A 25,000-nucleotide genomic window follows, 5' to 3' on the forward strand; every position below is an offset into this window, starting at 1 on the left:
CTTTGCGCTTCTTGTGGAAGGCGCACGCCGTCAGGGTAGCCCGCGGCGGCACCGGAGGGGCGGGCGCGTCCACGGGGCGGACGCGCGATCCGTTGCCGGTGTCGGGTTGGATGCGTTCGCAACCAGTCACGGCCACCCGTTAGCGGGAGGTCGGCGGCGAGCGGTAATGTTCGACATTGCCGAACGGTGGCAGCGAAGCGGCGACCGATGGTCCAAGGGGACGGAGGGCACGACGGCGATGGCACGGAACATCCAGTCGCTCGAACGGGCGGCCGCGATGCTGCGGCTGCTCGCGGGCGGGGAGCGACGGCTCGGCCTGTCGGACATCGCCTCGTCGCTGGGCCTGGCGAAGGGCACGGCTCACGGGATCCTGCGCACACTGCAGCAGGAGGGTTTCGTCGAGCAGGACGGGCCCTCCGGGCGCTACCAGCTGGGCGCGGAGCTGCTGCGTCTGGGGACGACCTATCTCGATGTGCACGAGCTGCGGGCGCGGGCCCTGGTGTGGACCGACGACCTGGCCCGCTCCAGCGGCGAGAGCGTCTATCTGGGGGTGCTGCACCAGCAGGGCGTGCTGATCGTGCACCACGTGTTCAGGCCGGACGACAGCCGGCAGGTGCTGGAGGTGGGGGCCATGCAGCCCCTGCACTCCACGGCGCTGGGCAAGGTCCTGTCGGCGTACGACCCGGTGGCGCACAGCGAGGCGCTGGAGGCCGAGCGCGAGGAGTTCACGGCGCGTACGGTCAGCGCGCCGGAGGCGTTCGAGCACGTCCTGGACCTGACCCGCGCGCGCGGGTACGCGGCCGACGTCGAGGAGACCTGGACGGGCGTGGCCTCGGTGGCGGCGCCGATCCACAACCAGCGGCGGATGCCCGTCGGCGCGGTGGGCGTCACGGGGGCGGTGGAGCGGGTCTGCGACAAGGACGGCGGGCTGCGGCCCGAGCTGATCGCGGCCGTCCGCGACTGCGCCCGCTCGGTGTCGAGGGACCTGGGCGCCGGGCGGTTCTGAGCCCGCGCGGCAGCCCGTACGGGCCCGGCCGAGTCCGGGGGCCCGATCGTGGGAAGAAGGCCGGTACGTCGACGACGTACCGGCCTTCTTCGTGCCCTGCCGGCCACGGAACGTTCCTGCTCGCACGCGGTGTGCGGCCGTTCCCGTGACGAATGGCTCACAGCAATCAATAACGATCGTGTTTTCGATAACAGAGGCCTTGACGAGGTGGTATTGGCAGAGCAAGACTCCCGTCCATCGGTCGGCATTGTCGAACACCTACCGGCAATACGCGTTAGAGTGTGACAAGGCCAAGGGCCGGCAACGACCTCACCTGAGGTCGCGAACCACCGGAGGGACCCGGGGTTCGCCTTCCCCTGGACGAAGGACAAAGGAGTCGCGGGTGTCCAGCTCCGACATCTTCATCGGCGAGACCATAGGTACCGCCATACTCATCCTGCTCGGCGGTGGCGTGTGCGCCGCCGTCACGCTGAAGGCCTCCAAGGCACGCAACGCCGGGTGGCTCGCCATCACCTTCGGGTGGGGTTTCGCTGTGATGACCGCCGTGTACATCTCGGCGCCCCTCTCCGGTGCCCATCTGAACCCGGCCGTCACCCTCGGCATCGCGATCAAGGACGACGACTGGAGCAACCTCCTGACCTACTGGTCGGGCCAGCTCCTCGGCGCCATGATCGGCGCGCTGCTCGTGTGGGTCGCGTACTACGGACAGTTCCTGGCGCACCTCACCGACCGCGAGATCGTGGGCGGCCCCGGCGCGCAGGACGTCAAGTCCGTGGAGGCGCGGGAGGCCAAGGCGGGCCCGGTGCTCGGCGTCTTCTCCACCGGCCCGGAGGTCCGGGTCGCCTGGCAGAACGTCGCCACAGAGGTCATCGGCACGATCGTGCTGGTGCTCGCCGTCCTCACCCAGGGGCTCAACGACAGCGGCAAGGGTCTGGGCACCCTGGGCGCGCTGATCACCGCCTTCGTGGTCGTCAGCATCGGTCTGTCGCTCGGTGGCCCGACGGGGTACGCGATCAACCCGGTCCGCGACCTCGGCCCGCGTATCGTGCACGCCCTGCTGCCGCTGCCCAACAAGGGCGGGTCGGACTGGAGCTACGCCTGGGTCCCGGTGGTGGGACCGCTGATCGGCGGAGCGATCGCCGCCGGTATCTACAACGTGGCATTCGCCTAGAGCTTTACAGCTTTGCTTGGAGCCGTACGTCCGCTCGGCGCCGACGTCCGTCCGGTACGGGACGGCCGTCGGCCGGAGCCGGAAGCAATACGCCGTAAGCCAGCCCCTCACCCACGGAACCCACGGACTTTCAGGAGCACACCGTGACCGACGCGCACACCGCCGGCCCCTTCATCGCCGCCATCGACCAGGGCACCACGTCCAGCCGCTGCATCGTCTTCGACCGGGACGGCCGGATCGTCTCCGTCGACCAGAAGGAGCACGAGCAGATCTTCCCGAAGCCGGGCTGGGTCGAGCACAACGCCGCCGAGATCTGGACCAACGTCCAGGAGGTCGTCGCCGGCGCCGTCGAGAAGGCCGGCATCACCCGCGACGACATCAAGGCCATCGGCATCACCAACCAGCGCGAGACGACGCTGCTGTGGGACAAGAACACCGGTGAGCCCGTCCACAACGCCCTCGTCTGGCAGGACACCCGCACCGACGCGCTCTGCAAGGAGCTCGGCCGCAACGTCGGCCAGGACCGCTTCCGCCGCGAGACCGGCCTGCCGCTCGCCTCGTACTTCGCCGGTCCCAAGGCCCGCTGGCTGCTCGACAACGTCGAGGGCCTGCGCGAGCGCGCCGAGGCCGGCGACATCCTCTTCGGCACCATGGACAGCTGGGTCATCTGGAACCTGACGGGTGGTGCGAACGGCGGCCGGCACGTCACCGACGTCACCAACGCCTCCCGCACCATGCTGATGAACCTGCACACCATGCAGTGGGACGAGAAGATCGCCGAGTCCATCGGCGTCCCGCTGACCATGCTGCCCGAGATCCGCTCCTCCGCCGAGGTGTACGGCGAGGTCACCGGCGGCAAGCTGGGCGACCTGCTCGGCGGCATCCCGGTCGCCTCCGCGCTCGGCGACCAGCAGGCGGCCCTGTTCGGCCAGACCTGTTTCGCCGAGGGCGAGGCCAAGTCCACGTACGGCACCGGCACGTTCATGCTGATGAACACCGGTGACAAGCTCATCAACTCCTACAGCGGCCTGCTGACCACCGTCGGCTACCAGATCGGCGACCAGAAGCCGGTCTACGCCCTTGAGGGGTCCATCGCCGTCACCGGCTCGCTCGTCCAGTGGATGCGCGACCAGATGGGCCTCATCAAGTCCGCCGCCGAGATCGAGACGCTCGCGCTGTCGGTCGAGGACAACGGCGGCGCGTACTTCGTACCGGCCTTCTCCGGTCTGTTCGCCCCGTACTGGCGTCCCGACGCCCGCGGTGTGATCACCGGCCTGACCCGGTACGTCACCAAGGCGCACATCGCGCGCGCCGTCCTGGAGGCCACCGCCTGGCAGACCCGTGAGATCAGCGACGCCATGACGAAGGACTCCGGCGTCGAGCTGACGGCCCTCAAGGTCGACGGCGGCATGACCTCCAACAACCTGCTGATGCAGACCCTGGCCGACGTCCTGGACGCCCCCGTGGTGCGCCCGATGGTCGCCGAGACCACCTGCCTCGGCGCCGCCTATGCCGCCGGTCTCGCCGTCGGCTTCTGGACGAACACCGAGGACCTGCGCGCCAACTGGCGGCGGGCCGCGGAATGGACCCCGAACATGGCCGCGGAGACCCGTGACCGTGAGTACAAGAGCTGGCTCAAGGCCGTCGAGCGGACCATGGGCTGGCTCGAAGACGATGCTGACGAGGAGTAATTCGCAATGACCACCCTGCAGAGTGTCCCGGCTCTTGGGACGCACCCGGCCGACGGCTCCGCCGCGTTCCACGCGAAGACGGTGGGCCGCGCCGAGACCCGGGAGCAGCTGTCCAGGTCGACATACGACCTCCTGGTGATCGGTGGCGGAATCCTGGGCATCTCCACCGCCTGGCATGCCGCGCAGTCGGGTCTGCGGGTGGCCCTGGTCGACGCCGGCGACTTCGCCGGCGCGACCTCCTCCGCCTCCTCCAAGCTGCTCCACGGCGGTCTGCGCTATCTGCAGACCGGCGCCGTGAAGCTGGTGGCGGAGAACCACTTCGAGCGCCGTGCGGTCTCCCGTCAGGTGGCCCCCCACCTGGCGAACCCGCTCACGTTCTACCTCCCCGTGTACAAGGGCGGGCCGCACGGCGCGGCGAAGCTGGGCGCGGGTGTCTTCGCGTACTCGGCGCTGTCGGCCTTCGGTGACGGCGTCGGGCATCTGCTCTCGCCGTCGAAGGCCGCGCAGGACGTTCCCGAGCTGCGCACGGACAACCTGAAGGCCGTGGCCGTGTACGGCGACGACCAGATGAACGACTCCCGGATGGCGCTGATGACGGTCCGCGCGGCCGTCGAGTCGGGTGCCACCGTGCTCAACCACGCCGCCGTCACCGGCCTGCGCTTCACCCGGGGCCGGGTGACCGGCGCCGAGCTGAAGGACACGCTCTCCGGTGACGAGTTCGGTGTGTCGGCGCGTCTGGTGCTGAACGCGACCGGGCCGTGGGTGGACCACCTGCGCAAGATGGAGGACGAGAACGCGGCGCCGTCCATCCGCCTCTCCAAGGGCGCGCACCTGGTCCTCAAGCGCACCTCCCCCTGGAAGGCCGCGCTGGCCACGCCGATCGACAAGTACCGCATCACCTTCGCCCTCCCCTGGGAGGACATGCTGCTGCTCGGCACGACCGACGAGGAGTACGAGGGCGACCCGGCGGACGTCTCGGTCACCGAGAAGGACATCTCACAGATCCTGGACGAGGCCGCGTTCTCGATCCGCGACAAGCAGCTGACCCGCGACCTGATCACGTACTCCTTCGCGGGGCTGCGCGTCCTGCCCGGCGGCCCCGGCGACACGTCGAAGGCCAAGCGGGAGACGGTCGTCACCGAGGGCCGGGGCGGCATGCTGTCCGTCGCGGGCGGCAAGTGGACGACCTTCCGGCACATCGGCCGGACCGTCATGAAGCAGCTTGAGTCGCTGCCGGGCCGGCCGCTCGGCGAGGACTTCGAGCCGGTCTCCGCGCTGCCGAAGAAGCTGCCGCTGCCCGGTGTCGCCAACCCGCGCGCGGTCGCGCACCGGCTGCTGGTCGACTCCCCCGCGCCCGGTCCGCGGATGGGCGCCGACACCGCCAGGCACCTGGCGACGCACTACGGTTCGCTGGCCTTCGACATCGCGCGGCTGGCCGCGGACAACCCGGAGCTGGCGCAGCGTGTGCACGAGGACGCGCCCGAGATCTGGGCGCAGGTCGTGTACGCCCGCGACAACGAGTGGGCCCAGACGGCGGACGACGTCCTGCGCCGCCGGACGACTCTGACGATCCGCGGTCTGGCGGACGACGAGATACGGGGCAAGGTGCAGAACTTGCTCGACAACAAGTAGTCCCGGGGGCCCGCCCCCACCGGGCCGCGGTTGGAACGGTGCGGCCCCGTCGTGGCTGGTCGCGCAGTTCCCCGCGCCCCTGAAGGAGCGGGGCCGGCGCCGCGTTCCCGGTGCGGCTCAAAGCCAAAAGATTGCGCAGTTCCCCGCGCCCCTAAAAGCACAAAGACAAAAGATTGCGCCGTTCCCCGCGCCCCTAGGTGGGACGGGGCGCAGCCCCTCCCCGAGGGGCGCGGGGAACTGCGCGAACGGCCCCCACCGGGCCCGCACGTTCAGGGGCGCGGGGAACGGCGCAATCTTTTCGCCTTTCGGGGGCGAAGCCCCTCAGGGGCGCGGGGAACTGCGCGAGCGGCCCCCACTCGCCCGCAGCGGGACGCTCAGGGCTGCCAGCGGCCGCCGGACAAGCGGGCGAGCGCGTCGGCGAGATCCGGCGGCATGGCCTCACGCACATGCAGCGCCATCACGAGAAACCACCCGTCCCGCCCCCGGAACAACCGCGACGGCTCCGCCGCCCCCGGCCGCAACCGCACATGCGGCCCGTACACCCGCTGGTTGCGCCCACGGACGTACACCTGCCGGACGCGGACGGCGAGCACGTCCTGCCACGCGTACGCCGCACGATGCCGCCCCTTCGACACGGTGATCCCCCAGTGGTCGATCCGCAGGGTCAGACGCATCTTCGGCAGCAGCAGCGCGAACACGTTGACGGACAGCGCGAAGCCGGGCCAGAACAGCACGCTGGTCCAGCCCATCGCGTTGTCCCAGTTGCCGGTCGCGGCCATGCGCACCGCCGCGAGCACCATGAACAGACCGCACAGCGGCCAGTGGCCCAGCGGCAACCGCCGGTCACGGGCGTCGACGACGTACTCGTGGTCGTTGGACACGACGGTGTAGCCCGGCAGTTCGTGCAGCGGCGGCGGATGGTCGAGGAGCCCGGACAGCCGGGGCGACGGCACGGCGGGATGCGCCGTCCGCTGCTCCGGTCGGGGCGGCCGGTGCGGCTGGGGGCCGGTCACCGTGAACGGCTGCCGCGGTCCTGCCCCGGTGGAGGCGGCCGGGAGCGGGTCCGCGGGGAGCACGGCTGCCGGGCGTCCCGCCAGATGTTCCTGCAGTCTCAGATGCCGGAACCGGTACGTGCCGCCGTACCGCTGGAGCAGTCCCCCGCCGTACGCGTCCCGCAGGAACTCCATGAGCGACCAGGGCACCCGGCCGAGCACGGCCAGCCACGCCTTGGAGACCACCCACAGGCACCAGGGGCTGACCGCGACCAGGACGATCACCGCGCCCGTCACGCCCTTGGCGAAGGCGACCCAGAAGTCGACCGTGCCGTGCCCGGTCAGCAGACTGTGCGCCCCGGTGCCCAGGCCGATCAGCGGCGCGACCACACCGAGGGTGAGCAGGCCCGCGCGGCGCTCGCCCGCCAGGAGTTCGTCCGGGGTCGCCGCGTCGACCGTGTCGGCGGGCGCGGCGATCACGAGCATCACGAGCGCGGGCAGGATGAAGCCGAGGACGGCCTGAGCCGTGAACGCCTCGCTGTGGTACATGCCCTGGGCCGTGAGCAGGAAGAACGCGCCGGGCACCACGAGGATGGCGAGCGAGGTCAGGGCGCGGCGCACGGAGGCCGCCCGGGTCGCGGAGCGCAGCGCGGCACCGGCCTTGAGGGGGTTGGCCCTGCGGCGCGGTTCCCAGAAGCGGTCGCCGTACCACTGGAGCGTGGTCAGCTGGATGCCGGTGGCCATGACGGCGGCCCCGAACAGGTAGTTGCGGTCGAACAGGTCGATGTTCAGCTGGGGCGAGTCGCTGTACGTGTCCTCCACGCGCGTCATCACGGCCATCATCGACTCGGCGAGTACGACGCACAGGGCGACCAGGGTCGGTATCGCGAGCAGCCGTGCCGCCCTGGCCCGGTTCAGCCGCCACCAGGCGAACTCGCCGGTGCGGTGGCGTTCCAGCTCTCGGGCGAGGAACGCGAGCCAGCCCCGGGCGCGGGCGGCGTTCCACCCGCCCGGCGCGTGCAGCCGCTCACTGTCGTGGGCACGGGGTGCGAAGGCGGCCGGGATCACCGTGTCCATCAGATGGTTCTCGACGGCCTCCCGGGTGGGCAGCCGGGCGCGGTCGGCGAGGCGGCCCGGGTCGGTGTGGACCGGCCGGTGGGCGCGCCGGGCGAGCCAGATCATCAACGGGGTGGAGAGTGCCTGGCCGAGGGGCCCTTCGGGGTGGTCGGCGAGTTCGTCGAGGACCGGGCCCCACTGTTCGTGCCGTGCCCGGTCGGCCGTGCGCAGGAGATGGACCGCGGCGTCGCGCGGGCCCACCGGCAGGGCCTCGATGTCCGAGGCGCCCACGACCCTCACGTCGAGTGTCCGGTACTCCTGGGTCCGGGAGGCCAGGACGAACCCCAACTCCCTCGGTGCGGCGTTCAGTTCACGGACCACGGCGGCCCTGCGGTGGTCGGGCAGTTCGTCGAGGCCGTCGAGTACGGGCAGGACGCGGCCGTCGCGTACGAGACGGCGGGCGGGATGCGCGCCGGCCACTCGGGGCAGTCCGGGGTGGTCCTCGGCGAGCCGGGCGACCAGCCAGTCGCGCAGCCCCACGCTCTCCGCGTCCCACGACTCCAGGGAGAGGAGCAGCGGGACGGGTACGCCCCGGTCACCGGGCAGGCGACGGGTCACATCGCCCAGATGGCGTGCGGCGAGCAGGACGACGGTCATGGCGAGCAGGGTCGACTTGCCGGAGCCGGGGCCGCCGAGCACGAGGAGGCGCCGTGCGTCCAGGGCGAGCAGGGTGTCCGCGATGCCGCCGAGCCGGTCGCTGCGCGCGGGCCGTGGCGCGGTGGCGTCCGGGGCCGGTGCCGAGGGCTCGGTGGGGGCCGGGGCTCCCCAGCGGGCGAGCCACCGTACGGCGAGCGGGCCCTCGATGTCGCCGAGTTCCCAGGCGGCCACCTCGGCCGACCACTGGGCGCGTACGGACCGGGCGAGTTCCTCGGCCGCGGTGTCGACGGGCTCGCGCGGTGGCGGCAGGTTGACGACGAGGTCGCCCTGGATCCAGCCGGCCTGGACGAGGTACTCGATCGTGCTGTCGCGCACGATGTTGCGCACCTCGGACGGTGGTCTCCACCCGTCCCGTCCGCCCCGTAGCGTTTCCATGAGCAGATTGTCACCGTGCGCATGCCGCCCGTCACCCGAACTCACAGCATCGGCACACCTGTTGGCTCGTTCACACCTGCGATGCCGTCCGTGACGCCTTCGATCTTCTCGATCTTCTCGATGTCCTCGGGGCTGTGCAGCTCCGCCCTGCGGAGGATGAGTTGCCGTCCGAGCCGCAGTGTGGCGCGGGAGGCGGGGACCGGGTCCGGCAGGGTCGTCAGGTCGGTGAGGTGGGCGAAGCCGATGATCCGGCGCACGATCTCGGTGCCCGCGAAGCCGACCGCGTCGGTCCACACGCGGCGCAGGAAGCGGTCGAGGTAGGCGTCGTCGAAGAAGGTGTCGACGCGGGTCGGCCACAGGCGGCGGAACTCGGACTCGAACCCCTCCCAGGAGAGGCGGAGTTGGACCGCGTGGTCGGTGACCGCGCCGAGGGCCCGCGCCCGGGCCGTGGCGACGAGGACGTTGGCCCAGTACAGGCCGAGGTCGTAGCCGATCGGGCCGACGAAGGAGAACTCGGGGTCGAAGACCCGGATCACGGGAGTGCCGTCGCGTTCGCCGACCATGACGCTGCCGGTGTGCAGATCGCCGTGGAGCAGGGCCTGCGCGGACGTCATGAAGGTGTGGCGGAGGTCGGCGACCTCGGTGCGCAGCCGGGTGTCGGCCCGGAACTCGGCGGCCAGGTCGTCGAGTTCGGGATGCCAGTGGTTGTGCTCGTGCTCGATGTAGGGCTCGGAGAGGACGACGTCCTCGGTGATCCTGCACAGCTCGGGGCTGACTGAGGCGGCGATCAGGGCCTTGCGCTCGGCGGACGGCATGCCGAAGTCGCTGGTGGCGAAGGTGAGTTGGGCGACGAACTCGCCGATCCTGCGTGAGGTGTCCGGGCCGTAGGGGGCGCCCTCGTTGAGGACCGTGCGCAGGACCTCCAGGTCGGACATGTCCTCCATGACGAGGGCGTAGTGGCCGGGGTCGTAGCCGTGGATCGCCGGGATCTTGTCCGGGGCGACCCTGGCGACCTGCTCGTAGGCGCGGGCCTCGGCGTCGGCGCGTTCGGGGCTCATCGGCCAGGAGGGGCCCGCGACCCGGACCCAGGGCAGGGCCTGCTTGACGGCGAGGCCGCGGGTGCCGGCGCCGTTCGAGGCGAGGAACACGCGGTTCATGTTGCCGTCGGAGACCTCGCGGACGTGGATGTCGGCCAGGTCGTCCCAGTGGCCGCGCTCGCGCAGGTACGCGGGCACGTCCTCGGTCTCCAGGATGCGGTAGCCCATGTGAACGGTGAACTCCCTTATGCGGTGCGGCGCTTGGACAGGGTGAAGCTGAAGATCAGGGCGAGGATGAGGACCGCGCCCTCGACGACGTCCTGCGTGTAGTACGGCAGGCCCTTGATGGTCAGGCCGGTCGTGATGATGCCGATCAGGACGGCGCCCAGTGCGGTGCCCCAGACGTTCGGGCGGCCCCGGCCGAGCACGGAGGTGCCGACCAGGGCGACCGCCACCGCCTCCAGGAGCTGGGAGGTACCGGCCGAGACGTCTCCCTGGCCTATACGGGAGGCCAGGATGAGGCCGCCGATCGAGGCGAGGACGCCGGACAGGACGTACGCCAGGGCCCGGTAGGCGCCGACGCGGATGCCGGCCAGCCGGGAGGCCTCCGGGTTCGCGCCGATCGCGTACAGGACACGGCCCCAGCGGGTGCGGGCGAGGAACACCCAGGCCACGATCGTGAGCGCGCCGAAGATCAGCACCGAGACGGGGATGCCGAGGACCGTGCCGCGGTCGATGCGCAGAAAGCCCTCGGTGAACTTCCCCGGCGCGGTGGAGCCGTCCGCCTGGGTCATGCCGGGGGTGATGGACTGGCCGTCGACCAGGACGAGTTTGGTGCCCTGGATCACGAACATGGTGCCGAGCGTCGCCAGCATGTCGGGGATCTTGAGGACCACGATCAGCAGGGCGTTGAGCAGCCCGGCCAGCGCGCCCGCCGCGATCACGGCGAGGATCGCCACGAGACCGACCTGGTTGTACGAGACCATCGTCTTGGCGGCGACCGTCACGCCGAGCCCCGCGACCGCGCCGACGGACATGTCGATGCCGCCCACCGCCATGGTGAGGGTGACGCCCAGGCCGAGGATCGCGGCGACGGACACGTACCGGAGGGTGTCCAGGAGTGTCGCGGAGTCGCGGAAGGACGGCTCGCTGAGCGCGAAGTACGCGAAGAGCGTGACGGTGACGAAGATGAAGCCGTACTTGATGACGGCGCTCTGGACCCGCAGGGCCGGGGAGGTCGCGGGCGGGAGGGCCGCCTTGGTCGGCACCTCGGTGCTCTGGGTGGTGGTCATGTCGTACTTCCCCGTTTTTTTCCGAGTTCCCGGTATTGCCGGTGTTGCCAGTGGTTCCGGTGGTTCCGGTGGTTCCGGTGGTTCCGGTGGTTCCGGTGTGGGTTCGTGAGTGGCCGGCATCAGACGGACGCCGAGATGGTCCGGATGACGCGGTCGCGCTCCGCGTCCTCGCCGTACGCGTCGAGGTGGATCTCTCCCGCGGCGAGGACGACGACCCGGTCGGCGACCTCCAGGACCTCGTCCACGTCGGCGGACAGGACGAGGACGGCGGCGCCCTCGGCGGCCAGCGCGCGGGCGCGGCGGCCGATGTCGCGGCGGGCGCCGATGTCCACGCCTCGGAACGGCTCGTCCAGGATGAGGACACGGGGTTTTTCGGCGAGCCAGCGGCCGACGACGACCTTCTGCTGGTTGCCGCCGGACAGCTCCTCGACCGTGCTGTGCTCGTCGCGGGCGACGACGCCGAGCTGTTCGACGGTGTCGCGGCCGAGGGCGTTCTCCCTGCGCCGGTTCACCAGCCCGGCCGTGGAGAGGGAGCGGAGGAACGGCAGGGAGACGTTCTGCGCCAGGGACCAGCCGGGGACCAGGGCGTCGGCGTGCCGGTCCTCGGGGACGAGGTGCACACCACGGCGGATCGCGTCGGCGGGGCGGCGGGGCGCGTACGGCTCGCCGTCCAGTTCGACGGTTCCGGTCGGGAACGGTTCTGCGCCGAAGAGGCCGCGGGCCAGTTCGGTCTTGCCCGCGCCCAGCAGCCCGACCACGCCGGTGACTTCACCCGCCCGGAGGTCGAGGTCCTGCGGGGTGCGGCCGGGGAGCAGCGGTACGCCCTTGAGCGAGACGGCGATCTCACCGGAGCCGGTGCCTGTGCCCGCATCGGCGCCCGGGGCCTGCTTGGCGTCCGCCGGGCGGGCCGTCCCCGCGCCCTGGGCCTGGGCGAGCATGGCGCGCAGGGCGCGGTCCCAGTCGAAGGGCTTGGCCTGGTCCTCGGTGAGACGGCCGTCCCGCAGGACGACCAACCGGTCCGCGAGTGCGTCGATCTCGCCGAGGCGGTGGGAGACGTACAGGACGGCGATGCCGTCGTCCCGCATCCGCTCGACGAGTGCGAACAGGCGCTCGGCCTCGGCGGCGGAGAGCGCGGAGGTCGGTTCGTCGAGGACGAGGAGGCGGGGGCTCGTCGCGAGGGCGCGGGCCAGGATGAGCAGCTGCCGGTCGGAGATGCCGAGTTCGGTGACGTCCCGCTTGAGGACCTGGTCGCTCCAGCCGAGGTCGAGCGCCGACTGGATCTGGCGGGCGCGGGCCAGCAGCCTGCGTCCGTCGAGGAACGGGTTGCCGCGGCGCTGGGCCAGTTCCTCGAAGACGAGATTCTCGGCGACGGTGAGGCCGGGGACGATCCCCTCGCCGATGCGCTGGTGCACGGTCTGGATGCCCAACTGGCGGGCGGCGAGCGGGGACTGGAGCGCGGCGCTCCCGCCGTTCACCTCGACCTGTCCGCTGTGGTCGGTGTGCACCCCGGAGAGGATCTTGATCAGGGTGGACTTGCCCGCGCCGTTGGCGCCGAGCAGCGCGACGACGCTGCCGGGTGCGATGTCCAGCGAGACGGACTCCAGGACCGTCTTCCCGCCGAAGGCCATACCGACGCCGCGCAGGCTCACCGCGGCGGACGGGCCCGACGCGGCGGGCCCAGGGGTGCCGGTGTCAGTGGGCGACATTGGGGATCCAGTCGGCCGTGCTGACCTTGGCGAGGTTCAGCGCGGGCAGCGCCTCGCGCAGCTGGTCCATGTTCGCAATGTTCTTGCTCTTCAGGAAGGACTGGGTGATCGCGACGGCGGGGAACTCGACCGAGGTCTCGTTCAGCTGCCCGGCCAGTTCCAGGGCCGCGGTCCGCACGACGGCGGCGCCGACCGCCGAAGGGTCCGTGCCCGCGGTGGCCACCCAGGGGCTGTCCTTGGCGGTCATGTTCTGGATGTCGGCGTTGGAGACGTCCGCGCCGAAGACCTTCACCTTGTCCTGGAGCTTCTTGTTCTGGACGGCGAGGACGGTGCCCTTGGCGAGTTCGTCGTAGGGGGCGAAGACGCCCGCCACATCCGAGTGCTGGGTGAGCGCGGCGCTGACCAGGGGCACGTTGTCGGTGGCCGTGGAGTCGGTGACCTTGCCGACCTTGAACGCCTGCTTCCAGCCGTTGGCGTCGGCCGTCTTCTTCCAGACGCTGTCCCGCTTGTCGAGGGCCGCGTATCCGGCGACGTTGACGTAGCCGACCTTGGCGTCCTCGCCGAGTTCGTCGGCCATCACGTCGAGGACGGCCTGGGCCATGCTGGCGTCGTCCTGCTTGGTGCTGACGACCGACTTGTTCGTGGTCTCCACGTCGTAGACGACGACCTTGATGCCCTTCTTCACCGCCTTGTCGATCTCCGGCTGGATCGTGGCGGGGAAGCCGTGGTCGACGATGATCGTCTTCGCCCCGGAGTTGATGGCCGAGGAGAGGTCGGTGGCCTGCTTGGCGTTGTCCGCCTGGGCGTCGTACACCGTCAGGTCGATACCGAGGGCCTTGGCCTGGGCCTTGGCCCCGTTGCCCCACTGCTCGAAGTAGTCGCCGGCGCCGCTCTGCCGGACCAGCGCGACCTTGACCTTGCCCTCGCTGAACGGCGCGGGCTTCTTCCCGGTGGCGGTCGCGGCCGGGGCGGCGCTGTCGGCGGTCTTCTCCGAGGCGTCCGACGACTGCGAGCAGCCGGCGACCAGGAGGGCGGAGGCGGAGGCCAGGGAGAGCGCGGCGAACGGCAGACGCGTACGGGGCAGGCGGGTACGGGTACGGGGCATGACGGCTCCAGGAGCGGTGCGGGGAAGGAGAGAAGAGGGCATGCGGAGTGCGGGGTGCCGGTCCGGAGCGCCGGGCGGGGGCCTGTTCAGGCCATGGCCGGGGGCGGGTCAGCGACAGCGGGCTGTGGTCGACCGGAGCAAGTCCACGTACAGCCGCCGCACGAGCAGCAGCGTCTTCATACGCAGATCATGAGAACGTTTTCAGCCAGTCGTCAAAGTTTTGGGACCGCATTCTCAGTGGTTGAGACAACAACTTCGTCACACTCGGCCGACCGCCGGTCGGGAGTTACGATCTCGGGACCGGCACCCGACCCGGGACAGCGAGGTCTCCGATGGCGACACCAGGCGCGACAGCGACACACCGCTGTACCGGCGCGGCGTGTCGCGGCTGATCACGGGTCCGGATCCCGACGTCGGGATCCCTGTTCGAGCCGCCGCCCGCCGCGCGGCCCGGGGCGCCCGCGATCGGACCGTCCGGCTGCCTGTCCAGTATCCGGACGGCCGGACGGACGCCCACCGCCCTCCACCGTCCCTTCCCACTCCTGGAGTTGCTCTCATGACCCTGCTGACCACGTGGCCCGAGTCCGGGCCCGAGACGACGGTGCGCCGCACCTCCGAGCCCGCCGAGATCGCCGCCGCGCTCGCCCCGCTCGGGGTGCGCTACGAGCAGTGGCCGATCCGCGAGGACGTCCCCGCGGACGCCGACACCGAGACCGTCTTCGCCGCGTACGGCCGGGAGATCGACAAGCTGAACGCCGAGGAGGGCTTCACCACGGTCGACGTCCTCGGGCTTCACCCCAGCGACGACCCGGAGTTCCCCGCGAAGGCGAAGGCCGCACGGGAGAAGTTCCTCCAGGAGCACACGCACGACGACGATGACGAGGTCCGGTTCTTCGTCGCGGGCTCCGGGATCTTCTACCTCCACGTCGGCGGCGAGGTGCACGCCGTGTTCTGCGAGAAGGGCGACCTGCTGGGCGTACCGCGCGGCACGACGCACTGGTTCGACATGGGGACCTCGCCGGCGTTCACCGCGATCCGGTTCTTCCACGAGGAGGACGGCTGGATCGGCAGCTTCACCGGTTCCACCATCGCCGGCCGCTTCCCCGACTACGACACCATCGCGGCGGGGTACGAGCAGGACCGGGCCGCGGCGTGAGCCTGCGACCGTCGTTCGACGTGGACGCCGTGGTGCTCGACATCGAGGGCACCACGAGCGCCACGGGCTTCGTCGTCGACGTGCTCTACCCGTACTCGCGCTCCCGTTTCGGAGCGCTGCTGGCGGAGCGCGGCGACGATCCGGAGGTGCGGCGGGCGGTCGCCCAGGTGCGTGAGCTGCTGGGCGAACCGGACGCCGACCCCGTACGGGTCGAGAAGGCTCTGAACGAGTGGCTCGACGGGGATGTGAAGGCGACCCCGCTGAAGACCCTTCAGGGCCTCATCTGGTCCGAGGGGTTCGCCCGGGGCGACCTCGTCTCGCACTTCTACGACGACGTGGTGCCGGTGCTGCGGCGGTGGCACTCGGCGGGCGTACGGCTGCACGTGTACTCGTCCGGGTCCGTGGCCGCGCAGCGCGCGTGGTTCGCGAGCAGCCCGGACGGTGATCTGCTGCCGCTCGTCGACGGGCTGTACGACACGGAGAACGCGGGGCCGAAGCAGGAACCGGAGTCGTACCGGCGGATCGCCGCGGCGACCGGTACGCGGGCCGGGCGCCTCCTCTTCCTCTCCGACCGGCCGGGCGAGCTGGACGCGGCGCGGGCCGCGGGGTGGCACGCCGTGGGGATCAGGCGGGTCGGGGAGCCGTACTACGAGCAGGGCGTCGGTGACCACGCGCAGGCGGGTTCGTTCGACGAGATCGAGATCATCGGCGGCACCGGTGGCGGCGCCGGCGCCAGTACTTCAGGGAGCACCACGTGAGCGCGGACGTCAGCACGACCGATCTGGAGGAGGCCGGGGCCGTCCTCGCCGCCGAGTCCGCGCGCTTCGCGTCGTTCGGCTGGATGCGTGGCACCTCCGGGAACCTGTCCGTGGTGCTCTCCCGCGACCCGCTGCGGCTCGCGGTCACCGCGAGCGGTCACGACAAGGGTGAACTGACGCCGGCGGATGTCGTGCTGGTCGACGGGCAGGGGTCCGCTGTGAGCGGCGGCAAGCCGTCCGCCGAGGCGGCGCTGCATGCGCGGGTGGCCGCGCTGACCGGTGCGGGTGCGGTCGTGCACGTGCACACGGTGGCTTCCGTCGCGCTGGGGCGGCGGTCGCCGGGCGGGATCGTGCTGTCGGATCTGGAGATGCTGAAGGGGGTCGGGGTGCCGGCGCACGACGTGGAGGTCACGCTGCCCGTCATCGCGAACAGTCAGGACATGACGGTGCTCGGGGACCGGCTGGAGGCCGCGCGGGATTCTCGGATGCCGGCGGTTGTCGTGGCGGGCCACGGTCTGTACGTGTGGGGTGACTCGCCTCGGCAGGCGCGGCATCACACGGAGGTGGTGGAGTGGCTGCTGGAACTGGAACTCACGGGTACGCGCCGCTGAGGGGGGCCTTTATTCGGCTGCGGCCCGGTGGGGGTTGGCCGCGCAGTTCCCCGCGCCCCTTCATGACCGAGGCCGTTCGACGGGTGCGGGTGCGTGGGGGTTGGCCGCGCAGTTCCCCGCGCCCCTTCATGACCGGGGTCGTTCGAGGGGTGCCGGTGCGTGGGGGTTGGCCGCGCAGTTCCCCGCGCCCCTTTGGGGCGCTGGTGTGTGCGTCAGCCTGCGGCGCTCATGGGGCACTGGTTGTTGTAGGTCCGCTGCGGGTGTGTGGGGGCTGAGCGCGCAGTTCCCCGCGCCCCTTTGGGGGCGCGCGGGGTGTCGCCGCTTGAGGGCAAAAGCCGGGGCGCAGCCCCGCTTTTGAGGGGCGCGGGGAACTGCGCGGCACGCCCCCACCGGCCCGCGGCCAAAAGCCGAACCCGAGCCAACACCCCGTAAGGGGCGCGGGGAACTGCGCGAACGGCCCCCACCGGGCCGCAGGCGAGATCGAACCCCCCTCTAACGCAGCCGGTCTCCCGGCAACTCCCCCGCCGAGACCTCCAGTACGCCCCGCTCCGTGACGAGCCCGGTCACCAGGCGGCCGGGCGTGACATCGAACGCCGGGTTGTGGCCGCGGGAGCCGGTCGGGGCCGTGCGGATGCCCGACCATTCCAGGACCTCGGACTCATCCCGCAGTTCGATGTGGATGTCGGCACCCGTGGCCGTCGCCACATCGACGGTCGTCGTGGGCGCGGCCACCAGGAACGGCACCCCCGCGTCGGCGCACGCCAGTGCGACCCCCACCGTGCCGACCTTGTTCGCCGTGTCCCCGTTCGCCGCGATCCGGTCGGCCCCGACGATCGCCGCGTCCACCTCGCCGCGCAGGATCGTCCCGGCCGCCGCCCCGTCCGCCTGGACGAAGTGCGGGATGCCCTCCTGGACCAGTTCCCAGGCGGTGAGGCGCGAGCCCTGCAGCAGAGGGCGCGTCTCGTCGGCGTACACCACCTCAAGGGCTCCCCTGGCGTGCAGTTCGCGGATGACGCCGAGCGCCGTGCCCCACCCGGCGGTGGCGAGCGCCCCGGTGTTGCAGTGGGTCAGCACGCGCAGCGGCCGGTCCACGTCGACGCGCTTCAGCAGCCAGTCCGCCCCGAACGCGCCCATCGCCCGGTTCGCCGCCACGTCCTCACGCTGGACGGCCGCCGCCTCCGCGAGCACCGCGTCGAGTCCGTCGTCGAAGCGGGTCAGCACCCGGTCGACGCACACCATCAGGTTGACCGCGGTGGGCCGGGCTTCGCGGACGCGCGCGACGGCCGTGAGGACCTGGTCCCGGGACCAGCCTTCACGCTCCCCCTGGAGCATCGCGAGCGCCACCCCGTACGCCCCGGCCGCCCCGATCGCGGGCGCCCCGCGGACGACGAGCCGCCGGATCGCGTCCACCAGGTCGTCCACGTCACGGATGTGGCGGGTCTCGGTGCGCTGCGGGAGGACGGTCTGGTCGATGAGCGCGAGGCTGTTTCCGGTCCAGTCGACAGCGCGCAGTTCCTGGGGCATAGCGGGGCACTCCTGAAGTTCCGAAGATGCGCGACACCGTACATGACCTCGAAGAACCACAGTTCGAGACAGATGAGCGGGTGTCCGGAAACCGGTGTTACAGTCCAGCACCCGCAGCCCTGAGGGCCGATGTGTTGGAGGACGTGTGCTGCTGACGACGCGCCGCTTCCTCGACCACGGCCGCTGTGCAAGCGACGGCTGTCGACGCTGACCGCCGAGACACCGGCTCCCGTTCCGGTGTTCCCCCGTGCCACCCCTGGTTCCACCTCACCTCTCAGCGTTTGTGCTTGAGCGCGCACCGCCGCACGCACCTTCACGGAAGGCCGGTCCCATGCCTCGTACCCGTACCCGTAGACCCCGCTCGCTGCGGCTCGCCGCCGTCGCTTCCGGCAGCGTGCTGCTGGCCGTCGCCGCGACCGGCTGCAACGCCGCCGCGAAGGACGACGGTTCCTCGGCCGGCGCCAAGGGTGACGGCACGTCCTTCACGCTGGTGACGCCGGACGCGGTGGGCCAGAACCAGTTCCTGAAGCTGGCGGTCGACGGGGTGAAGGCGGCGGCGAAGGCGCACGACGGGACGCAGAAGGTCTACCAGTCCACCGACAGCGCCTCGCAGCAGCAGAACGTGCAGGCCGCGGTCGCCGCGGCGCCCGACGTCGTCGTGCTGGTCGGCTTCGAGTTCGCCGACGTGGTCGCGCAGCAGGCCGAGGCGCACCCGAAGCAGCAGTTCCTGATGGTCGACGCCTGCACCGAGAAGACGTTCGCGAACGTGAGCTGTGCGGTCTTCCGCGAGCACGAGGGTGTCTATCTGGCGGGCGCGGAGGCCGGGCTGCTCAGCAAGAACGGCAAGGTCGGCGCGGTCGTCGTGCTCGACACCGGCCAGTTCCGGCGCTACAGCGACCCGTTCGCGGCTGGCGCGGAGAAGGTCGCCCCGAAGGCGTCCGCGAGCACCCGCTTCGTCGGCGGGCAGTCGCCGTTCGACGACTCGGCGCGCGCCAAGGAGCAGGCGAACTCGCTGCTCGCCAAGGGCACCGACCAGATCATGGCGGCGGCCGCGGCCGGCAACTACGGCGTCTTCGAGGCGGCCGAGGCGAAGAAGGCGTACGCGTACGGCGTGGACGTCAACCAGTGCACGTCCGCTCCCGGCACCGTCGTCGACAACGTGATCAAGAAGACCGACGTCGCCGTGCAGGAGGGCATCGAGCAGGTCCTGGCCGGCAAGGCGGGCAAGACCGTCTCGTACGGCCTCAAGGAGGGCGGCATCAGCCTGACCGGCCTTGAGGACGATGTGGATTCCTCGAAGTGCGTGATCGCCGACCACAAGGACGTGCTGAAGAAGGTCGAGGCGCTGCGCGACCAGATCGTGTCCGGAGAGCTGACGGTCGATGACCCGGCCGCCAAGTGACATACCGGCGGCGGGCGTCGGCGCCGCGGCGCCGGCGCCCGCCGCCGGGCTGCCGCCCGCCGTCGAACTGCGCGGCATCACCAAGCGTTTCCCCGGCACCCTCGCCAACGACGCGGTCGATCTGACGGTCCGGCGCGGGGAGATCCACGCGCTGATGGGCGAGAACGGCGCGGGCAAGTCGACGCTGATGTCCGTCCTGTACGGGATGGAGCGGCCGGACGCGGGGTCGATCCGCATCGACGGCGCCGAGGTGTCCTTCGGGAGCCCGGGCGCGGCGATGGCCGCCGGGCTCGGCATGGTCCACCAGAGTTTCAAGCTGTTCGACTCGCTGACGGTCGCCGAGAACGTCGTCTACCGGGCCGAGCCGCGCCGTTTTGGTCTGGTGGACCGGGCCGCGGCCCGTCGCCGGGTCCGTGAACTGGGCGCCGAGCACGGTCTCGTCGTCGATCCGGACGCCCGGGTCGGGGACCTGCCGGTGGGGCTGCGCCAGCGCGTGGAGATCCTGAAACTGCTGCACCGCGGCGCCCGTACGCTCATCCTCGACGAGCCGACGGCGGTGCTGACGCCCGCCGAGGCCGACGCGCTGTTCGTGGTGCTCAGGTCGCTGACGGCACGCGGCCGGACGGTGATCCTTGTCACCCACAAGCTGCGTGAGGTGCTGGAGGGCAGCGACAACGTCACGGTGCTGCGGGACGGCCGGGTCGTCGCCCGGCTGCGGACGGCCGACACGAGCGGCGCCGGGATCGCGGCGGCGATGACCGGCCGCGATGTCGAACTGGACCGCGTCCACCCGGCGGGCACGCCCGGTGACGTGGTGCTGGCCGTCGACGGGCTGAGCACGGCGGGCGCGCACGACGTCGGACTGTCCGTGCGGGCCGGGGAGATCGTCGGGATCGCGGGGGTCGCGGGCAACGGCCAGAGCGAACTGGTCGAGGCGCTCGCCGGGCTGCGGCCCGCCACCGCCGGGCGGGTCGGGCTGCGGGGCGAGGACATCACGCATGCCTCGGCCACCGAGCGGCGCGCGAAGGGCCTCGCCTACGTTCCGGAGGACCGGCACGCGGTCGGCACCGCGCCCGCGGCGTCCGTCGCGGACAACCTCGCGATGGGCCACCACCGCACCTCGCTGTCCTCACGGCACGGCCTGCTGCCGCCCGCGGCGGTGCGCTCCCACGCGCGCGAACTCGTCGACCGCTTCGGCATCAAGGCGTCCACACCCGACGTGGCCGCCTCCGCGCTGTCCGGCGGCAACCTGCAGAAGCTGCTGATCGGCCGCGAACTGGCCCACGGCGCACCGCTGCTGCTGGTCGAACAGCCCACGCGCGGCGTGGACATCGGCGCGATCCAGGCCATCCACGACGAGCTGATCGCCTACCGCGACGCGGGCCACGCCGTCCTCCTCGTCTCCGCCGAACTGAGCGAGATCCGCGGCCTCGCCGACCGGATCCTGGTGATGTACGAGGGCCGGGTGACGGCCTCCTACGACAGGTCGGACGCGGACGAGGCGACGCTGGGCCTCGCCATGGCGGGCGGCACCTCCGCGCCCCCGGCCGACACTCCCGACCCGGACGGAGACTGACATGGCCTCGGCCCCGGACCCGACTCGTGACAAGGGAACGGCCCGTGACAAGGGGGCGCCCCGTATCAAGGCGGCCCGTATCAAGGCGGCGCTGCGCTCCCCCGTCACCTTCTCGGTCGTCGCCGGGCTCGTCATCGGCGCCCTGTTCCTGGTGGGCACCGGCGCCGATCCGTTCGCCGCGTACGGGGCGGTCGTCACCGGCTCGCTGGGGGCCGACGGGATCGGGTCGACGCTCACCACCGGCACGAGTGTGCTGGGCATGGCCCTGGCGCTGGCGATCCCGCTGCGCGCCGGGCTCATCAACCTGGGCGGCGACGGGCAGATGGTGCTCGGCGGGATCGCCGCCGCCGTCACCGGCCTGTACTCGCCGCTGCCGGCGCCGCTCACCGTCGTCGCGGCGCTGCTCGCCGGGGTCCTGGCGGGCGCCGCGTACGCCGCGCTGGCCGCGCTGTGCGAGAACCGGTTCGGGGTGCCGCTGCTGGTGAGCAGCCTGCTGCTCAGCTACCCGGCGACCTCGCTCGCCTCCTATCTGGTGCGCTATCCGCTGAAGGAGCCGGGCTCCAGCCTGCCCCAGACGCGGCGCCTCCCGGAGGGTGTGGCGCTGCCCGCCTTCGGCACGTCGACCGTGACGGCCGGACTGGTACTGGTCGTCGTGGCGGCGGGCGCGTACTGGTTCGCGGACCGGCGCACGGCCGTCGGGTACGAGATCCGGATGACCGGCCTCAACGCGCGCTTCGCCGCCTACGCGGGCGTGGAGCGCAAGGGGCTCACGCTCCGGCTGGTGGCGACCTCGGGTGCGCTGGCCGGGCTGGTCGGCTCGATCGGCGTGCTGAGCTTCCCCTACCGCTTCCTCGACGGATCGCTGACCGCTCCCGGCTACACCTGGACGGGCCTCACCGCGGCGCTGCTCGCCGCGGCGGCCCCGCTGGGAACGGTCGTGGCGGCGTTCTTCTTCGCCGTCCTCCAGGTCGGCGGACTGTCCATGGAGCGCACGACCGAGGTGCCGCGCGAGCTGACACAGGTGCTGCAGGCCATCGTCATCGTGTTCCTCGCGGCACGGCTGCGCTTCCCGCGGCTGCGGCGCCGAAAGTCCCAGGAACCCCGGGAGCCCGCCGACCCGGCGCCGACCGTCAAGGAACCTGCCTCCCAGGGGGAGTTCGCCTGATGTTCTTCGACTCCGATCTCCTCATGTCGGCGCTGCGCGCGCTCACGCCGATCCTGCTGGCCGCGCTCGGCGGCGCCCTGTGCGAGCGGGCGGGCGTCTTCAACATCGGCCTTGAGGGCATGATGCTGATGGGCTGCTTCACGGCCGTCACGACCAGCTGGTTCACCGGCAGCCCCTGGCTCGGTGTGCTGGCCGCCGCGCTGGCCTCCGCCGCGTACTCGCTGATCCTCGCCGTCGGCGCGGTCACCCTGCGCGGTGACGCGGTGGTGCTCGGCATCGCCATGAACCTCCTGGCCGTGGGCCTGACCGGTTTCCTGCTGCGTACGATCTTCGGCGTGCAGGGCACTTTCGACGATCCGTCACTGGCCGGGCTGCCGCTGATCGGCGGTTTCTCGCCGCTCGCGTATCTGGCGTGGGCGGCGGTCGGGGTGACCGCGCTGCTGCTGTCCCGCCATGTGTGGGGGCTGCGGCTGCGCGGGGTCGGCGAGGCGCCTCGGGCCGCCGCCACGCTCGGGGTGAGCCCGACGCGCTACAAGTACGCGGCCGTGCTGCTGTCCGGTGTGCTGTGCGGACTGGCCGGGGCCCAACTCGCCCTCGGCAACGTCACGTTGTTCTCCGAGAACATGACGGCGGGCCGTGGCTGGATCGCGGTCGTGGCCGTCATGCTCGGCCGCGCCCTGCCGCTCGGTGTGCTGCTCGCCGCACTACTCTTCGGTCTCGCCGAGGCCGCGGGCTTCCGGCTGCAGGGCCTCGGCATGCCGCAGCAGGCCACCGACGCCGCCCCGTACGTCGTCACGCTCGTCGCCCTCTTCCTCAGTACGGCGCAGCGCCGCCGCCGCGCCGCCCGTACCCGCATGACCACGAGTACGACTGGAGTCACCTCATGACGCAGGAACAGGCCCCGCAGGACCTGGCCCCCATCACCCGCATACCCCGCACCGGGCTGCCCGCGCGGGCCGTCGTCGTCGGCGATCCGGCGCGCGCCGCGATCGTCGCCGCGCTGCTGGACGGCGCCGAGGAGGTGTCGTACCACCGCGAATACCGTGCTTTCAGGGGGACTTGGAAGGGTGTGCCGGTGGTCGTCGCCTCACACGGGGTGGGTGCGCCGGGTGCGATCCTGCTCTTCCAGGAGCTGGCGGACGCGGGCGTGTCCACCTTTGTGCGGTTCGGTACGGCGGGTGCGATGCGGCCCGGCATCCAGGACGGCGACCTGGTCATCGCGGAGGCGGCGGTGCGCGACGACGGGGTGACCCAGCAGTTGCTGCCGCCCGAGTATCCGGCGGTGGCCACCCCGGAGGCGGTGCTCGCGCTCCAGTTGGCGGCACGTGAGCAGGGCGCTCCGCACCACCGCGGCCTGGTGTGGACGCGGGCCGCGTTCCAGCCTGGGCTGATACCCCTGTTCTCGTACGACGGGGCGGGTCTCGCGGCCATCGAGATGGAGCTGTCCGCGCTGTATGTGACGGCCTCCCTGCGCGGGCTGACCGCGGGCGGGGTGCTGGTGATCGACGGCGCGAACGCCGACGAGCTGGTCGACGAGGCCGGTACCGGCGGCTACAACCCGCACCGCGAGGTCGTCGCGACGGGTGTGGAGCGCGGCTCGGTGGTCGCGCTGGAAGCCCTGCGTCTGCTGGCCGAGGCCGAGGAGCGCGCGCTGTGACCGTCCCCTCCCCACGCCCCGCGACCGCCGCCGCCACCGCGGACCTCCTCGTGCACGGCGGTGACGTGCTGACCGTCGACGAGGCCGGCACGATCGTGCCCGACGGGGCCGTGGCCGTCCGCGACGGCGAGATCGTCGAGGTCGGCCCGGCCGGGGAACTGCGCGCGCGGTACGCCGACGCCGAGACCCTCGACGCGAGCGGCTGTCTCGTGCTGCCCGGCCTGGTCAACGCGCACACCCATCTGGCGATGACGCTGCTGCGCGGCCGCGCCGACGACGTGACGCTGCAAGGGTTCCTGGAGCGGGTGATCCGCTGGGAGAGCGAGCTGCTGTCGCCGGAGAACGTCGCGACGGCGATCCGGGTCGCGATCGCGGAGAGCGTACGGGCCGGGGTGACCTCGGCGCTCGACATGTACTGGTTCCACGAGGCCGCCGAGCGGGTCGCACACGAGGCGGGCTGGCGGCTGCACACGGGCCCGACCTTCATGGACGTACCGGACCCGGCCGACGGCATCGCGTACGAGGACCGGCTGGCCTGGGCCCGGCGCGACCTGGCGGGCCGTACGGCGCGGCCCGGTACGCGTCCTGTCCTGTTCGCGCACTCCGCCTACACCCTCTCCCCCGAGCAGCTGACCGAGATCGCGGCGCTGGCACGGGAGTTCGGCGCGCTGCTGCACATCCACGCGGCGGAGAACGCCACCGAGGTCGCCACCGTCGAGGTCCGGCACGGGAAGCGGCCGGTCGAACTGCTCGACTCGCTCGGACTGCTCGGCCCCGATCTGCTGCTGGCCCACACCGTGGACCTCACCGGAGCCGAGATCGCCGCGCTGGCCCGTACCGGCACGTCGGTCGCGCACTGTCCGGTGTCCAACCTCAAGCTGGGCTGCGGCATCGCCCCCGTCCCGCGGTTGCTGAGCGCGGGCGTGACGGTCGGCCTCGGCACGGACGGCGCGGTCAGCTCCAACACCCTGGACGTCCTGCGCGCGCTGGGCCTGGCCGCCCTGGTGCACAAGGCCGGCGGGGACCCCACGGCCGTCGGCGCCGAGCAGGCCGTCCGGATGGCCACGATCGAGGGCGCCCGCGCGCTGGGACTGGACGCCCGACTGGGTTCGCTGGAGGCCGGCAAGCGTGCCGACCTGATCGTCCTGGACCTGGCCGGCCCGCATCTGGCGCCCCGCCACGACCCCTGGTCGACGCTCGCGTACGCGGCCCGCGCCGACGACGTACGGGACACGGTCGTCGACGGCCGGGTCCTGATGCGCGGCCGTACGCTCACCACGCTCGACGAGGGCGCGGCGCTCGCGGAGCTGGCGGCTCTCGTGTCACGGTCCGACCTCGCGTGAGCCGCATAATGAGACATCGGATGTAAGA

The 25,000-nt window shown here is 71.7% G+C and carries 19 protein-coding genes; 13 read left to right on the top strand and 6 right to left on the bottom strand.

Annotated features, from left to right (window positions below):
* The first annotated feature begins 238 nt into the window (after positions 1-238).
* The 4 genes from J8N05_RS40495 to J8N05_RS40510 all read left to right on the top strand — a co-directional run bounded on the left by J8N05_RS40495 (position 239) and on the right by J8N05_RS40510 (position 5,500).
* Entirely contained in the window at positions 239-1,006 is a 768-nt protein-coding gene (locus J8N05_RS40495; RefSeq protein WP_107021212.1) for an IclR family transcriptional regulator, read from the top strand.
* Between the two features lie 382 nt (positions 1,007-1,388).
* Positions 1,389-2,177, top strand: coding sequence for an MIP/aquaporin family protein (locus tag J8N05_RS40500; protein ID WP_210892074.1), 789 nt, complete (start codon positions 1,389-1,391; stop codon positions 2,175-2,177).
* A gap of 143 nt (positions 2,178-2,320) precedes the next feature.
* Positions 2,321-3,868, top strand: a complete 1,548-nt coding sequence (gene glpK / locus J8N05_RS40505) for a glycerol kinase GlpK (protein ID WP_210892077.1) — start codon at positions 2,321-2,323, stop codon at positions 3,866-3,868.
* A gap of 6 nt (positions 3,869-3,874) precedes the next feature.
* Positions 3,875-5,500, top strand: coding sequence for a glycerol-3-phosphate dehydrogenase/oxidase (locus J8N05_RS40510; RefSeq protein WP_210892079.1), 1,626 nt, complete (start codon positions 3,875-3,877; stop codon positions 5,498-5,500).
* A gap of 374 nt (positions 5,501-5,874) precedes the next feature.
* On the opposite strand, the gene J8N05_RS40515 is transcribed toward J8N05_RS40510, so the two are convergent.
* From J8N05_RS40515 to J8N05_RS40535, 5 genes are all read right to left on the bottom strand, one after another.
* Positions 5,875-8,640, bottom strand: coding sequence for an NACHT domain-containing protein (locus J8N05_RS40515; protein ID WP_210892081.1), 2,766 nt, complete (start codon positions 8,638-8,640; stop codon positions 5,875-5,877).
* Between the two features lie 41 nt (positions 8,641-8,681).
* The gene (gene mtnK / locus J8N05_RS40520; RefSeq protein WP_210892083.1) at positions 8,682-9,905 is read right to left on the bottom strand and encodes an S-methyl-5-thioribose kinase; all 1,224 of its coding nucleotides are present in this window, start codon (positions 9,903-9,905) and stop codon (positions 8,682-8,684) included.
* 17 nt (positions 9,906-9,922) lie between these two features.
* Positions 9,923-10,969: an ABC transporter permease gene (locus tag J8N05_RS40525; RefSeq protein WP_210892084.1), complete on the bottom strand. Its 1,047-nt coding sequence runs from the start codon at positions 10,967-10,969 to the stop codon at positions 9,923-9,925.
* A 119-nt stretch (positions 10,970-11,088) separates the two neighbouring features.
* A complete protein-coding gene (locus tag J8N05_RS40530) occupies positions 11,089-12,675 on the bottom strand; it encodes a sugar ABC transporter ATP-binding protein (RefSeq protein WP_210892086.1) in 1,587 nt (528 codons plus the stop codon).
* Positions 12,662-13,780, bottom strand: a complete 1,119-nt coding sequence (locus tag J8N05_RS40535; RefSeq protein WP_247706886.1) for a substrate-binding domain-containing protein — start codon at positions 13,778-13,780, stop codon at positions 12,662-12,664. The genes J8N05_RS40530 and J8N05_RS40535 overlap by 14 nt, the downstream gene beginning before the upstream one ends.
* 556 nt (positions 13,781-14,336) lie before the next feature.
* Between J8N05_RS40535 and J8N05_RS40540 the strand changes: the two genes are divergently transcribed.
* Genes J8N05_RS40540 through mtnB form a run of 3 tightly spaced genes read left to right on the top strand, consistent with a single transcriptional unit; the run spans position 14,337 to position 16,305 of the window.
* Positions 14,337-14,936, top strand: coding sequence for a 1,2-dihydroxy-3-keto-5-methylthiopentene dioxygenase (locus J8N05_RS40540; RefSeq protein WP_210892094.1), 600 nt, complete (start codon positions 14,337-14,339; stop codon positions 14,934-14,936).
* A 2-nt stretch (positions 14,937-14,938) separates the two neighbouring features.
* Positions 14,939-15,694 carry an acireductone synthase gene (gene mtnC, locus J8N05_RS40545; protein WP_407700019.1) on the top strand — a complete coding sequence of 252 codons (756 nt, stop codon included), beginning with the start codon at positions 14,939-14,941 and terminating at the stop codon, positions 15,692-15,694.
* Positions 15,691-16,305, top strand: a complete 615-nt coding sequence (gene mtnB / locus J8N05_RS40550; protein ID WP_210892098.1) for a methylthioribulose 1-phosphate dehydratase — start codon at positions 15,691-15,693, stop codon at positions 16,303-16,305. The genes mtnC and mtnB overlap by 4 nt, the downstream gene beginning before the upstream one ends.
* 492 nt (positions 16,306-16,797) lie before the next feature.
* Here mtnB and mtnA read toward each other — a convergent pair whose 3' ends face one another.
* Positions 16,798-17,829 (bottom strand): S-methyl-5-thioribose-1-phosphate isomerase, encoded by a 1,032-nt coding sequence (mtnA, locus tag J8N05_RS40555; protein ID WP_210892100.1) that lies wholly within the window; start codon positions 17,827-17,829, stop codon positions 16,798-16,800.
* A 331-nt stretch (positions 17,830-18,160) separates the two neighbouring features.
* On the opposite strand from mtnA, the gene J8N05_RS40560 reads away from it, so the two are divergent.
* Genes J8N05_RS40560 through J8N05_RS40585 form a run of 6 tightly spaced genes read left to right on the top strand, consistent with a single transcriptional unit; the run spans position 18,161 to position 24,972 of the window.
* Positions 18,161-19,231 (top strand): BMP family ABC transporter substrate-binding protein, encoded by a 1,071-nt coding sequence (locus J8N05_RS40560; protein WP_210892102.1) that lies wholly within the window; start codon positions 18,161-18,163, stop codon positions 19,229-19,231.
* Entirely contained in the window at positions 19,212-20,807 is a 1,596-nt protein-coding gene (locus J8N05_RS40565; RefSeq protein WP_210892103.1) for an ABC transporter ATP-binding protein, read from the top strand. The genes J8N05_RS40560 and J8N05_RS40565 overlap by 20 nt, the downstream gene beginning before the upstream one ends.
* A gap of 1 nt (position 20,808) precedes the next feature.
* Positions 20,809-21,972 carry an ABC transporter permease gene (locus J8N05_RS40570; protein ID WP_210892105.1) on the top strand — a complete coding sequence of 388 codons (1,164 nt, stop codon included), beginning with the start codon at positions 20,809-20,811 and terminating at the stop codon, positions 21,970-21,972.
* Entirely contained in the window at positions 21,972-22,859 is an 888-nt protein-coding gene (locus tag J8N05_RS40575; RefSeq protein WP_210892108.1) for an ABC transporter permease, read from the top strand. Before J8N05_RS40570 ends, J8N05_RS40575 begins: the two co-directional genes overlap by 1 nt.
* The gene (locus tag J8N05_RS40580) at positions 22,856-23,629 is read left to right on the top strand and encodes a nucleoside phosphorylase (RefSeq protein ID WP_210892110.1); all 774 of its coding nucleotides are present in this window, start codon (positions 22,856-22,858) and stop codon (positions 23,627-23,629) included. Before J8N05_RS40575 ends, J8N05_RS40580 begins: the two co-directional genes overlap by 4 nt.
* Positions 23,626-24,972, top strand: coding sequence for an amidohydrolase (locus J8N05_RS40585; protein ID WP_210892112.1), 1,347 nt, complete (start codon positions 23,626-23,628; stop codon positions 24,970-24,972). The genes J8N05_RS40580 and J8N05_RS40585 overlap by 4 nt, the downstream gene beginning before the upstream one ends.
* Positions 24,973-25,000: the final 28 nt, after the last annotated feature.

This window comes from Streptomyces liliiviolaceus, assembly GCF_018070025.1.
Taxonomy (GTDB): domain Bacteria; phylum Actinomycetota; class Actinomycetes; order Streptomycetales; family Streptomycetaceae; genus Streptomyces; species Streptomyces liliiviolaceus.